11 protein-coding genes are annotated in these 13,971 nt (G+C 38.7%); 6 read left to right on the top strand and 5 right to left on the bottom strand.

All coding sequences use genetic code 11. The features are described from left to right. The first annotated feature begins 1 nt into the window (after window position 1). Window positions 2-1,090 (top strand): metallophosphoesterase, encoded by a 1,089-nt coding sequence (locus L4F91_RS06005; RefSeq protein WP_395895372.1) that lies wholly within the window; start codon window positions 2-4, stop codon window positions 1,088-1,090. Between the two features lie 9 nt (window positions 1,091-1,099). After that, the gene (locus tag L4F91_RS06010; protein WP_395895374.1) at window positions 1,100-2,149 is read left to right on the top strand and encodes an ABC transporter substrate-binding protein; all 1,050 of its coding nucleotides are present in this window, start codon (window positions 1,100-1,102) and stop codon (window positions 2,147-2,149) included. Window positions 2,150-2,195: 46 nt separating this feature from the next. On the opposite strand, the gene metC is transcribed toward L4F91_RS06010, so the two are convergent. Further along, window positions 2,196-3,389 (bottom strand): cystathionine beta-lyase, encoded by a 1,194-nt coding sequence (gene metC, locus L4F91_RS06015; protein WP_395895376.1) that lies wholly within the window; start codon window positions 3,387-3,389, stop codon window positions 2,196-2,198. Window positions 3,390-3,547: 158 nt separating this feature from the next. On the opposite strand from metC, the gene L4F91_RS06020 reads away from it, so the two are divergent. The 4 genes from L4F91_RS06020 to L4F91_RS06035 all read left to right on the top strand — a co-directional run bounded on the left by L4F91_RS06020 (window position 3,548) and on the right by L4F91_RS06035 (window position 8,857). Continuing rightward, entirely contained in the window at window positions 3,548-4,150 is a 603-nt protein-coding gene (locus tag L4F91_RS06020; protein ID WP_250350077.1) for a peroxiredoxin C, read from the top strand. Between the two features lie 405 nt (window positions 4,151-4,555). After that, a complete protein-coding gene (purR, locus tag L4F91_RS06025; RefSeq protein ID WP_395895378.1) occupies window positions 4,556-5,557 on the top strand; it encodes an HTH-type transcriptional repressor PurR in 1,002 nt (333 codons plus the stop codon). Between the two features lie 219 nt (window positions 5,558-5,776). After that, window positions 5,777-8,416, top strand: a complete 2,640-nt coding sequence (gene ppc, locus L4F91_RS06030) for a phosphoenolpyruvate carboxylase (RefSeq protein WP_395895380.1) — start codon at window positions 5,777-5,779, stop codon at window positions 8,414-8,416. Between the two features lie 117 nt (window positions 8,417-8,533). Further along, the gene (locus L4F91_RS06035; RefSeq protein WP_395895382.1) at window positions 8,534-8,857 is read left to right on the top strand and encodes an HI1450 family dsDNA-mimic protein; all 324 of its coding nucleotides are present in this window, start codon (window positions 8,534-8,536) and stop codon (window positions 8,855-8,857) included. 105 nt (window positions 8,858-8,962) lie between these two features. Here L4F91_RS06035 and L4F91_RS06040 read toward each other — a convergent pair whose 3' ends face one another. From L4F91_RS06040 to L4F91_RS06055, 4 genes are all read right to left on the bottom strand, one after another. Next, window positions 8,963-10,351: a glucose/sorbosone family PQQ-dependent dehydrogenase gene (locus L4F91_RS06040; RefSeq protein ID WP_395895385.1), complete on the bottom strand. Its 1,389-nt coding sequence runs from the start codon at window positions 10,349-10,351 to the stop codon at window positions 8,963-8,965. A 245-nt stretch (window positions 10,352-10,596) separates the two neighbouring features. Beyond that, window positions 10,597-11,898 (bottom strand): serine dehydratase subunit alpha family protein, encoded by a 1,302-nt coding sequence (locus tag L4F91_RS06045; RefSeq protein WP_395897837.1) that lies wholly within the window; start codon window positions 11,896-11,898, stop codon window positions 10,597-10,599. A gap of 9 nt (window positions 11,899-11,907) precedes the next feature. Further along, the gene (locus L4F91_RS06050) at window positions 11,908-13,179 is read right to left on the bottom strand and encodes an amino acid permease (protein WP_250350071.1); all 1,272 of its coding nucleotides are present in this window, start codon (window positions 13,177-13,179) and stop codon (window positions 11,908-11,910) included. A 28-nt stretch (window positions 13,180-13,207) separates the two neighbouring features. Further along, window positions 13,208-13,864: a transcriptional regulator gene (locus tag L4F91_RS06055; RefSeq protein WP_395895387.1), complete on the bottom strand. Its 657-nt coding sequence runs from the start codon at window positions 13,862-13,864 to the stop codon at window positions 13,208-13,210. Window positions 13,865-13,971: the final 107 nt, after the last annotated feature.

Consider the following 13,971-nt stretch of genomic DNA (forward strand, 5'->3'; position numbering starts at 1 on the left):
AATGCGATACCAGATTATTTTCGCAATTTGTATTATTTTCTTACAATGTTTTATTTATATTTTTAACCGCACCCTCTCTTGGCTTTATTTGCAAAATGCCAGTCCTGTTTGTCGTAAAATTTTCACCCTGAGTACTTATCTCGCTGCAAACAGTATTATTTTGCTCACTGTCTCGCGTATTTACCCGATGTTTCGCACTAGTGCTTTTATTTTGGCATTTCTGCTTTTTGCCAGCTTTGTCAGCTTAGCCTGTGTAGCTATTTACTTTATTTTTAGAAAACAAAAATTTAAGCCAAAATTGCACCGCACCTTAGCTTGGCTTTATCCTGTTGGTTTAATCAGTTTGATTGGATTGAGCGTCTATAATGCTTACACGCCACAAGTCATTCATTATCAAATTACCTTGGATAAACCTTTCAAACCCTTGCGTATTGGAATGGCGAGTGATTTTCACCTTGGACGATTATTTGGTGGCAAACAGTTGGATAAGCTGGCTGAAATAATGAACGAGCAAAAAGTCGATATTATTTTACTCCCGGGCGATATTATGGATGATAATATTCGCGCTTATGTCGCAGAAAAAATGCGACCGCATCTTGCTAAATTACACGCCCCACTTGGCGTTTATGCCACCTTAGGTAACCACGATTTCTTTGGGCAACAGCAGGCGATTGCCAACGAAATTCGTCAAGCTGGCATTACGGTTCTGATGGATCAAGCAGTGCAAGTAGATAATCGTTTTGTGCTGATTGGGCGTAATGATGATTTATTTAAAGCGCGTCCAAAAACCAAAGATATAATTAATCGCTTAAATACCCATTTACCTATTTTTCTATTGGATCACCGTCCAACAGAAATTATGGCACATTCAACCTTACCTATTGATATTCAGGTTTCAGGCCACGCACATAAAGGACAAATCTTTCCAGCAAATTTAATCACAAAGGTGTTATATCGTTTAGATTACGGTTATGAGAAAATTGGCAACGGGCATTTTTTCGTTACTTCAGGTTATGGATTTTGGGGAATTCCAATGCGATTGGGATCGCAATCGGAAGTGTTTATTATTGATGTAAAAGGAAAAGAATAGGGCGTGAGAATGAACTTTCTAAATAAAAATTTAAGTAAAATTTACACCGCACTTTGTTTAGGCTCGGCAACGCTGTTTTCTAATGCTGTTCAGGCTGAAGGCAAGCTCACCGTCTATTGTAGTGTGCAAAGTACGACTTGTGAGAAAATCACGCAAGCTTTTAGTAAGAAGTATCATGTGCAAACTCAATTTGTGCGTAATAGTACAGGAGCAACCTTATCCAAGTTAAAAGCAGAACAACACAATCCGCAAGCGGATGTTTGGTACGGCGGTACGATTGAATTACATTATCAAGCTGGCGATCTGGGTTTGCTCAGCCCTTATCGTTCACCAATACAAGCTGAAACAATGCCACAGTTTAAAGCATTGTTAGATAAAAAAGGCGATCTGACGTCTATTTTATATATGCTCGTACTTGGTTTTGGTGTAAATACTGAAAAATTTGCTGAGCTAGGCATTAAAGACTATCCGAAATGTTGGAAAGATTTGCTTGATCCCCGCTTAAAAGGACAAATTCAAGTGCCAGATCCTCAACTTTCTGGCACGACTTATACAGCGATTGTTACGCTGATTGAATTACTCGGTGAAGAAAAAGCCTTTGCCTATCTAAAACAGTTAGATAAAAATGTTTCTCAATATATGAAGAGCAATCAAGTTACTAGTAATTTAGCACGCGGTGAAAGTGCAGTCAGTGTTGGGTTCGTGCATAGTTATGCCACCGAGAAAGAAAATGGCGCACCAGTGGAAGCCATTTTGCCTTGTGAGGGGGATAGTTATTCCCTTGGTGGATTGAGCATTATTAAAGGCGCAAGAAACTTGGATAACGCAAAATTATTTGTGGATTGGGCATTATCTAAAGAGGCACAAGAAATTCCTTGGCGTGAGGCTGGTGTGTATCAAATTCCAACCAATGTGAATGCGCAAGCCTCACCCAAATCGGTTGATCCTAAAACCTTGAAGCTGATCAATATTGATTTTGACCGTTTTGGTTCGGCAGAAGAAGGCAAACGCTTAGTCAATAAATGGGTGCAAGAAATCAAATTGAAAAAAGAAAATTAACTTTTCGCAAAAAAATGACCCCACTTTTAATGTGGGGTCAGGCATTTTAACCTTTCAAACGTTCAAAGCCCGCTTTCAAATCAGCGATTAAATCTTCAACTTCTTCAAAACCAATATGCACACGGATTAATGTGCCAGTCAGTTTTCTATCAATATTAGGGCGAATTTTAGCAATCTCTTCTGGTTGATTATATAAAATTAATGACTCAAATCCTCCCCAAGAATACGCCATTGAAAACAGTTCAAAATGATCCATAAAGCGTTCTAATTGTTCTTGTGTTAATTTCTCTTTTAGCTCAAAAGAAAATAACCCGCTGGCACCCGTGAAATCACGCTTAAAGTTTTCGTGTCCCGGACAGCTTGCTAAAGCTGGGTGATAGACCGCTTTTACTTCAGGCTGTTGAGCTAACCATTGCGCAACTTTTATGCTGTTTTCTTGATGTTGTTTTAGGCGAACCGCTAAGGTACGAATACCCCGTGCGGTAACATAGGCGGTATCTGCATCCACCATTTGCCCCATTAAATAAGAATGTTCACGCAATTTATCCCAACAACGGGCGTTAGATACTGCAGTGCCGATCATTGCATCAGAATGCCCTACTAAATATTTCGTCCCCGCTTGGATAGAAATATCAATATCGTGTTCCAGCGCCTTAAATAACACGCCCGCTGCCCAAGTATTATCAATCATAATCACGACATCAGGATTAACCGCACGCACAGCTTTTACAATCGCAGGAATATCAGGCACTTCCATTGTCAGTGAGCTTGGTGATTCTAAGAACACCACTTTAGTATTTGGCTGCATTAAATTGGCAATTTCAGCCCCCATCAGCGGATCATAATAGGTGGTACTTACCCCCATTTTTTGCAAAATCACGTTGCAGAACACTTGAGTTGGCTCATAAGCCGCACCTGTCATCAAAATATGATCACCAGTTGCCACAAAAGAAAGAATGGTATTGGTTACCGCAGCAGCCCCACAAGGGTAAAGATAACAGCCTGCCCCGCCTTCTAATTCACACATTAAATCTTGTAAGGCAAAATGAGTGAGCGTACCGCGACGTCCATAATATAATGCGCCTTTAGTGAGGTTTTTGCCGGCTTCTTTTTTATCTGCTAAGCAATCAAAAACTAAAGAAGAGGCACGCTGAATCACAGGATTCACACTGCCTTGCGTCATTCTCTTTTTGCGTCCAACGTGGACAAAGGTGGTGTTCGATGTAGTATTTGCTTTCATACATTTTCCTTACTTTTATTAAATTTAGGTAAAAATAATCAATTTAATAGATAAAAACAGTTATTCAAGTGCGGTGCTTTTCTTTAGAATATTTCCCGATTTACGCTTATTGTTGTTTAAGCATATCTATCATTAATTTTTTATAGGAGATTTTTACTATGGTATTAGTAACTCGTCAAGCACCAGATTTTACTGCATCCGCTGTATTAGGCAACGGTGAAATTGTTGATAATTTTAACTTAAAAAAACACATCGAAGGTAAACCAGCAGTTATCTTCTTCTGGCCTTTAGATTTCACTTTCGTATGTCCATCTGAAATCATCGCATTCGATCACCGTTATCAAGAATTCAAAAACCGTGGTGTTGAAGTGGTTGGTGTTTCTATTGACTCTCAATTCACTCACAATGCGTGGCGTAAAACCTCTGTTGATGCAGGCGGTATCGGTGAAGTTCAATTTGCAATGGTTGCAGACGTTAAACACGAGATTGCTCAAGCATACGGTATTGAACACCCTGAAGCAGGCGTTGCACTTCGTGCTTCATTCTTAATTGACAAAGATGGCGTTGTTCGTCACCAAGTTGTAAACGATCTTCCACTTGGTCGTAACATTGATGAAATGATCCGTATGGTTGATGCGTTACAATTCCACGAAGAACACGGTGAAGTTTGCCCAGCACAATGGGAAAAAGGCAAAGAAGGAATGACCGGCAGCCCTGAAGGCGTTGCAAAATACTTAAAACAAAACGCAGATAAACTTTAATTTATTACTTGTTTAGCTTTATTTTCAATTTAATTTAGGAACTGGAAACTCACTAAGGTGAGTTCTCTTTACCTAAGGAACTTTTATAAAAACAATGCGTTATAAAAAAAGCTAAGTTTTCTAAACTTAGCTTTTTCTTTTAAATCAACTCATTAAAAAATTGATGAGGCAAGCGTTAGGATCACGCCTAAAGATAGCACAACCATCATCATTGCATAACCAAATGTACCCATAATTTACTCCTAAAAGTTGATAAAACTTGTCGGGATTATAGCAAAATTGTGAAAAAAAGAAACTTTCTTAAGTAAACAGGAAAAAGCTGTGATGAAGTGCAAATTTTTTCGCAATAACCCTTAACAATTCGATTTCGCCCTTTATAATAGCCAAAATTTTTTCGGAGGAATTATGGCAACAATTAAAGATGTGGCAAAAATGGCGGGCGTGTCCACCACGACGGTATCCCACGTAATTAATAAAACGCGCTTTGTTGCACCTGAAACAGAAAAGCAAGTACGTGAGGCGATTCAAGCACTCAATTATTCACCCAGTGCGGTAGCGAGAAGTTTGAAAGTCAATACCACAAAATCAATTGGTATGATCGTAACCACCAGTGAAGCCCCTTATTTTGCTGAAATTATTCACGCCGTTGAAGAGCATTGCTATCGCCAAGGCTATTCATTATTTTTATGCAATACCCAAAATGAGCCAGAAAAAATTAAAAATCACCTTGAAATGCTTGCTAAAAAACGCGTAGATGGGGTGTTAGTGATGTGTGCAGAATACACGCAAGATTCCCTCGATCTGCTGGCAAATTTCACCGATATTCCAATGGTAGTAATGGATTGGGGACCAAATAATCAAAATACAGATATTATTCAAGACAACAGCTTTGAAGGTGGCTATATGGCAACCAAATATCTGATTGATAATGGGCATAAAGCCATTGGTATCATTGCAGGTGAATTAATTAAAACCACGGCTAAAACACGTTATGAAGGTTTTGTTAAAGCAATGACAGAGGCTAATTTGCCAATTAATCCCGATTGGGTAATGGAAGGTTTTTTTGAGCCAGAAGATGGCTATGAATGTATGAATAAAATCTTAAAGCAAGAACACTTACCTAGCGCGGTATTCTGTTGCAATGATGTAATGGCATTAGGTGCAATCTCTGCCATTGGAGAAAAAGGACTGAAAGTGCCTGATGATATTTCTATTATTGGCTATGACAATATTCACGCCTCGCGTTTTTATTCACCGCCACTTACCACAATACATCAGTCTAAATCTCGTTTAGGCGCACAAGCGGTGAATTTATTATTCCAACGCATTAGTGATAAATCAGGTCAGCACCAAATTATAGAAATGCACCCTGAATTAGTCGTTCGCAGTTCAGTTAAACAATTATAATTCATTTCCTGCCCGTTACTATAACGGGCAATTTTTTAGACTAAATTTTAACAAATTACTAACATTATTAGATTTCATATAAAAAAAGATAAAAAATTCATAAAAAAACCACCGCACTTTTGATTTATATTATTTTTTATCTTTTAAATAATTGACCTTTCTCCCTATTTTTGATTATATCTATCACAGAAAACGAATTTATTTTTTTGTGAGGTGCTTATGATCCAACAATACACAACACTGCGTAACAACATCAATATGCTTGGGCATTTCTTGGGCGAAACCATTAGTGATGCACAAGGTAGTGATATTCTTGACTTAATTGAAAATATTCGTGTGTTATCACGCAATTCCCGTGCAGGTGATGAAAAAGCACGCCAGCAGCTACTTGATACCCTTGCGACAATTTCTGACGAAAACATTATTCCTGTCGCGAGAGCCTTCAGCCATTTTTTGAACTTAACCAATATTGCTGAACAATACCAAACAATTTCTCGTCAGCATATTGACCAAGAATCTTCCGATCGCACGTTAGAAGCCTTATTTCAACGTTTAAAAGCACAAAATGTTCCTGTTGAGAAAGTCCTTGATGCGGTACAAAAACTGATTATTGAATTGGTGCTTACCGCTCACCCAACCGAGGTAACACGCCGCTCACTTGGGCATAAACACGTCGAAATCAACCGCTGCTTAAGCCGTTTAGAACACGATGATTTAACCGAAGCCGAAACAACCAAACTTAAACGCCGTTTAATGCAGCTGATTGCCCTCGCTTGGCATACGAATGAAATTCGTACCCAACGCCCAACCCCTGTTGATGAAGCCAAAGCAGGAATGGCGGTGATTGAAAATAGCCTATGGAAAGCGGTGCCAGAATTTTGTCGCCTATTTAATTTTCATTTAGAAAAAAACTTTGCGGTGCAATTACCGGTGGATCTTGCTCCAGTGCGTTTTTCTTCTTGGATGGGTGGGGATCGTGATGGTAACCCATTTGTGACTGCCCAAACGACTCGCCAAGTGTTACTAATGAATCGCTGGAAAGCAGCTGAATTATTTTTAGAAGATATCAAAGCCTTAGCCGATGAACTTTCTGTAATTCAATGTACGCCTGAATTTCGCGCTAAATATGGCGATCACTTAGAACCCTATCGCTTTGTCATCAAACAATTGCGTAGCAAACTGATCAAAACCGTTGCCTATTATGGCGAGCAACTAGAAGGCAAAATCCCTGCTGTTGCGTCAGAAGAATGTTTAACTGATGATGAACAGCTTTGGGAACCACTTTATGACTGCTATCAATCCCTCCATCAATGCGGTATGCGAATTATTGCAAATGGGGCATTACTTGATTGCTTACGCCGTATTCGTTGCTTTGGCTTATCGCTTTCTCGCCTTGATATTCGCCAAGAAAGCACAAGACATAGCGATGCCATTGCGGAAATCACCCGTTATATTGGTTTAGGTGATTATTCACAATGGACAGAAGATGACAAACAAGCTTTCTTAATTCGTGAACTCAGTTCACGCCGTCCACTCTTACCGCGCGATTGGCAACCTTCTGCAGAAACGCAAGAAGTGCTAGATACCTGTAAAGTGATTGCAGAACAGTCCGAAGGCGTGATTTCTTGCTATATTATTTCAATGGCGCGCACCGCTTCCGATGTACTTGCCGTGCATTTATTGCTAAAAGAAGCTGGCGTACCTTACCACTTACCTGTTGTACCGTTATTTGAAACATTAGACGATTTAGACGCCTCCGAAGAGGTGATGCGTCAATTATTCAATATCGGCTGGTATCGTGGAGTCATCAATAATAAACAAATGGTGATGATTGGCTATTCCGACAGTGCAAAAGATGCGGGAATGATGGCCGCTTCTTGGGCGCAATATCGTGCGCAAGAACAACTCGTCAATTTATGTGAAGAATTAGGCATCGAACTCACCCTATTCCACGGGCGTGGTGGTACCATTGGACGAGGGGGCGCACCTGCACACGCTGCGCTTCTTTCTCAACCGCCGCGTTCCTTAAAAAATGGTTTACGTGTCACCGAACAAGGAGAAATGATCCGCTTTAAACTTGGTCTCTCTGCGGTGGCAGTAGGCAGTTTAGATCTTTACGCAAGTGCTATTTTAGAAGCCAATTTATTACCCCCACCAGAACCAAAAACGGCTTGGCGTGAAGTAATGGATGAGCTTTCTCGCACATCTTGCGATATTTATCGTCGCGTGGTGCGTGGCGATAAAGATTTTGTGCCATATTTCCGCTCTGCGACACCAGAACAAGAACTATCAAAATTACCATTGGGTTCACGCCCGGCGAAACGCAATCCTAATGGTGGCGTGGAAAGTCTGCGTGCGATTCCTTGGATTTTTGCTTGGATGCAAAACCGCTTAATGCTACCTGCTTGGCTTGGTGCAGGGGCTTCAGTACGGCTTGCTATTGAGCAAGGTAAAGGCAATATTATTGAAGAAATGTGTAAACAATGGCCATTTTTCTCAACACGGATTGGTATGTTAGAAATGGTGTTCAGTAAAACCGATACTTGGCTTTCTGAACACTATGATCAACATCTTGTGAAACCTGAATTATGGTATTTAGGGCAATCTTTACGCGAACAATTAAACGCTGATATTCAAACAATTCTCTCTTTATCGCACGAAGATCAATTAATGTCCGATCTCCCTTGGATTGCAGAATCTATCGCTTTGCGTAATATTTACACTGATCCACTCAACTTATTACAAGTGGAATTATTACGCCGTTTGCGTGAAAACCCTGAAAACCCAAATCCTGATGTTGAGCAAGCCTTGATGATCACCATTACAGGTATTGCCGCTGGAATGCGTAATACTGGTTAAACGCGAGTATCGCCCAAAAGATAAAAGGCAAAGTGCGGTAAAAAATTACCGCACTTTTTCTTTCCTGATTATTCTTATGCTATGATACGCACTCTTTTCAAACAAATAAAAAAACCAATGACAGAACAAATAAAAAAACTCAATCCTGATACTGCTATTGATATTGCCTATGACATCTTCCTTGAAATGGCCGGAGAAAACCTTGATCCTGCGGATATTGTTCTCTTCAATTTACAATTTGAAGAACGCGGTGCGGTTGAATTTGTCGAAACGGCAGAAGATTGGGAAGAAGAAATCGGCGTATTGATTGATCCTGATGAATATGCTGAAGTTTGGATCGGCTTAGTTAATTCGCAAGATGAAATGGACGATATTTTTGCCAAGTTCCTCATTTCCCACCAAGAAGAAGATCGTCAATATCATATTATTTGGAAAAAATAATCCCGATAAAAAGTGCGGTGAAAAATCACCGCACTTTTACTATTTAACCACAGTCTGATCTGTACTCGAAAAACTGGATACCTAATTTAAGGTACAGATTAGCCATTATTGCCCTATATATTCAAAGACAATAATTGAACCAGGATTTGCCATTTTTGAGGTTGGTGTGTCATCTAATTGACGGCCATTTCCCATATTATCTGTTACCACATAAATTTTACGGGTATCTGGGCTAACTAAAGCATTGCGATAACGGTTTGCACTGGTGAAATATTTTGCCGTATCCCCTTGCACATTACTCGCATCTTCATTCATTTTGACTTGATAGATTGCCCCACTCTTATAGGTTGCTAATAATAATGAATTACGGAACTCTGGAATAACGCCATCTTTCGGATAATATACCGCATTACCCGGTGCAATTGTTGGCCAGCAAATATAAGCCAGTTTTCCACAAGTGGCGTTAGTGTAATTGTAGTCATTATTCACCGTGAAGAACGTTTTGACAGGATCAATCACAGGTTCTTTGTAATCCGTTTCTTTTTGTGTTGGCACGCCTTCAGGAATCACATTGGGATCATATTTCACGCTCGGGCAATTTACCGCAGCAGAATAATTCGCATAAACATAAGCTAAATCATCTTTAAATCCCGCAACGTGTGGCCAGCCATAATTTCCACCTGCTTCAAGTTTGTTCAATTCATCATCACTTGAAGGGCCTTGCTCTGTGCTATAAAGATGATTTCCTACCCATACTAAACCTTGTGGATTGCGGTGTCCGTAGGTATAAACGTGGCTTTTCACCCCTTTAATGACAGGGTTATCATCAGGAATTAAGCCATCTTTGTTAAGACGCAAGGTTTTTCCGTTATAAGCTTGGTAGTCGTGATTTTTCACCTGTTCTGCTGTTGGCAATTTTTGTGAAGTAATTTCATCGCAAACGTGTTTACCTTGGTTATAACCTAGATCGCCTGTGGTGTAATAAAGTTTGCCATCTGGACCAAATTTAATACGTCCAGCATTGTGATCGACACCAGCAATAATATGGTCAATGACAATTTTCTCATCACCTAATTTGTTGGCTTTCCCATCATAGGTTAAACGGACAATACGGGCGAATTTTTTCTCGCCGTCCACATAAGTATAGGCCGCATAAGCATAAGGTTCACCTGCATCAAAATTTGGATCTAAGGCTAACCCTAACACGCCTTGATGTGGGAATTTTTCATAGGCATTGGCAAAATGGTACAACACGGTTTTCTCGCCCGTTTTGGGATCAATGCTCACGATATTTCTGCCTGCACGTTCTGTTAGCCAAAGTTGCTCTTTCGGCCCCCAGATCATCTCCCAACCGCCATCAACCTTATCAGTTAATACTGTTGCTTCAAAATGTGAACCAAAATCCACCTTCCCATCTTTACTCACCACATCAATGGCATTTGCGCTAGTTGTCGCAAATACAAATAATGCACCAGCAAATGCTAGTTTTTTCATTCTATTCTCCTATTGTTCTTCTTGATGTTAAAAAGCGAGCGGATTATATAAAACGAGGAAAAATAGCGATACCTATTATTAGAAAAGGTGTTTTTACCATTAAGAAAATTTATAGTATGGGCATAGATTCACAAGTGATTCTCATAAGAAATGAAGATAAAAAACAGCCTATTCCTGGTTTGTAAGAAATAGGCTGTTTATTTTGATAAACCGAGAGGGATATCAATATTTTATTCTAGTAAAGGCTAGCCTTGAGGTTTGTTTGCCATAATCTCAATAATTTGCACATCTGTGTGTTGCATACTCTTACAAGCAATCGCACATAAATTTTCTATACTTTCATCAACACAATGTTCCACAATCCCTTCATTACCGGTTACACCTGTTTGATTCATTGCCATCAACACCGATTTATATGCTGATGTAACACTTGTCGATACTTTCATTGCACAACTATTTGCAGCGCCATCACAAATAATCCCACTAATATCACCGATCATACTACTTATCGCCATTGCTGCCGTATCAAATTTATCTGTTAATAAATAAGAAATCCCAGCACAACTTCCCATTGCCGCAGTAGTTACCGCACAAAGGGCAGAAAGTTTTGGTAGCTTACTATGAATAAAAATTGCCATTAAATGTGATAAAAATAATGCGCGTGTACGTTTTTCTTCATCAACCTTGAGATGATCCGCCACGACAACAACAGGCATTGTCGCAGTGATACCTTGATTACCCGAACCAGAATTACTCATTGCCGGTAAACTAGCGCCGCCCATTCTGGCATCTGATGCCGCTGTTGTATTAATCATAATACGTGAAAGCAAATCATCTGATATAAGCCCATCACCAATATGTTTCTGTAATGTACGGCCTATACGTAATCCATAATCACTACGTAATCCTTCATTAGATAAAGCTTTATTCAATTTTTCAGCTTGATTAATAAATGCAATTTTATCCAAAGGCACTGTCATTGAAAAATCAAAAATATCTTTTGCCTTTAGCTGCTCAAAAATTGCATAAGGATCAAGGTCTTGATGTTGGTTATCTTCTACTTGATAGATAACCTCCCCTTTTTTCTCAATAAGAATAATATTCGTATGCTGTCCTTGAATAACCACCCTTACCCAATCATCGCCAGCATATAGCGTTGATTCTGCATACAAAATTTGATCCGTTTGCTGAATACAAACACTCACTTTGTGTTGCGCTAAAAGCTGTTTAGCCTGCTCTACCTGCTCTGGTGTAATTTTATTTAATACCTCTAATCCGGCTTTTGCATCTCCGCCAATCGCACCTACCGCGGCGGCAATAGGCAATCCAACCATTCCCGTACCAGGAACCGCGACTCCCAAGCCGTTTTTCATTAGATTTGGTGAAACTTTTGCCACAATTTTATCTGGGAATTGCCCTAAATATGATGCGGCAGTCGCGGAGGCTAGTGCTAGAGAAATCGGTTCTGTACACCCTAATGCAGGCACAACATCCTGCTTTACAATATTTATCAATGCTGACTCAAAAGCCAATAAATGTGCGTTCATCATAAGCTCCTACATTAATGCTAAAAATGGTGAAATACATAATAAAATGCCAGTAATAATAATGATATAAAGTGCGATGCCTTTATATTTATGTAACATTGGTACTTTATAAACTAAATAAGCTGGAATCAAGCAACCAACTAAACCAAAAATCGGGCTACAAATAGACGTGAAGCTTAATACTGGCGCATTTAATACAATAGCACTCCAAGCAAGCAGAATAGCGGCTAACATAATTCCTTTAGCAACCCATTTCTGATTAATTTTATCTGCCGGCATAAAGCGTTGTAACATATTCAATACAATCCCTTGCGTTGCTTCATGGAAACCTAAATATACACCAAAGAAAGCTGTCATCACCGCAAAAATATTTAAAATCATACCAACATAGGTTGCCCAAGAACCTGGGAAAAATTGTGCAACAATCGCTAAAGCGGAAATATTTTGCTCATAGGCTTTTAAGGCTTCTTCTCTTCCCATTGCTAAGGTAAAAGAGACAGCATAGAAAAAGACAGAAGTAAATAAAACTAAAAACGCAATATTCATTGCTCTTAATGCTTTGCGTCGTGCGATCTCCCTATTTTGTTCACGAGAACGATAAGAAATAACCATTGGACTTAAAGTCTGAATAAATAAAATAGAGGTTAATGTGAAAGGTAAAGTAATAATAGCATTTTTAATCAGCAAACCTGTTTCAGGTAATGCGCCTATATTATATAAATGCCACATTCCAATCATTGAAAATCCTAGTGCAATGACAACAAATAGCTTAGTAAGCACCATAAAACTAGACAACTTAAATAATAGTTGTTCACCACGGGAAGCTATTGCGACTAAAATACAGATAATCACTAATCCATAAAATGGATTTTTTGATAATAATTCATCGGTTAACCCAAAGGTATGTAAATAAGAGGCACTGTCATTTGTAATTGCAGTAGAATAAACAAACATCCAAATAATCAGCATAATAAAATAAAGTAAGCCTAATAGAATCCCCCAATTTTTACCTAAATAGCCAGAAATAACACTGGGGTAGTCTTGGCATTTTGGTGATTCTGCCAATGTATTAATAAATAACCTTTGAAATAAATACATTGCCGGATAACCAATAATAGACGAAAGTAAAAATACCCACATTCCCATTAAGCCAACCTGTACAGGAAGAAACACGATTCCCGCACCAATTGCCATACCAATACTCATAATGACCCAACCAAAATCCGTAGAGTCAAATTTCATTGCTTGTTTTATTTCTTGTTTAGAGAGTTGAGTTTCCATAACGGACTCCTTTATGTAATAAGTATAATTAACAAGATTTCAACTCGCGCAAATGCTTATATACAGCGTGTTTCGTAATCCCCAATTTTTCAGCGACTAAATTAATCGCCTCTTTTAACTCAAAAATCCCACTATCATTCAATAATGAAATTAATAACTTCGTTTTATTCTTCGCAGTAACATTAGCCTGATTACTAATCTGTAGTGCTGCTTTTTGTAAAGCTAATTCAACTAAATGCCCCACATCAGCACCAAAAGCTTCATTATTTAAATGAGGCTCAGAAGGTATTTGAAAGGTTTGCAAGATAGAATGGAAAGAAGAAGATAAATTTAAGTTAATACAAAATAAACCAATTGGCTGACCTTTTTCACCTAAAATAATATGTGTAGTGGATTTCATCACTTTCCCATTTGCCATGGTAGAAAAATAACTTTTTTCTAGATATGAAAAATTATCTTGGTATTCCTTTAAAATTTTTAAAGCCTTATCCGTGATAGGAGATCCAACTTTTCTCTCCGTATGGAAGCCGTTAACAATTTTTACCACAGAGCAACTCAGTTCACTCAATTCATGAATAACAACTTCAGCAAAGTCCCCAAGTAAGCTCGCTAAAAGATCAGCTAGCGGGAAATAAGAAGATAAAATTTTTTTATCCGCCTCTGATAGCGCTTTTGCTAATTTCATTGATACACTCCCTTTATTGAATAAACATATTGTACGTTACAGAATTATAAAAGTTAAAATAATTTAACTAAATTTGTGATCTTGGTATCATTTTTTTGACTATAAAA

This window comes from Avibacterium sp. 20-126 (genome assembly GCF_044358625.1).
Lineage (GTDB): Bacteria > Pseudomonadota > Gammaproteobacteria > Enterobacterales > Pasteurellaceae > Avibacterium.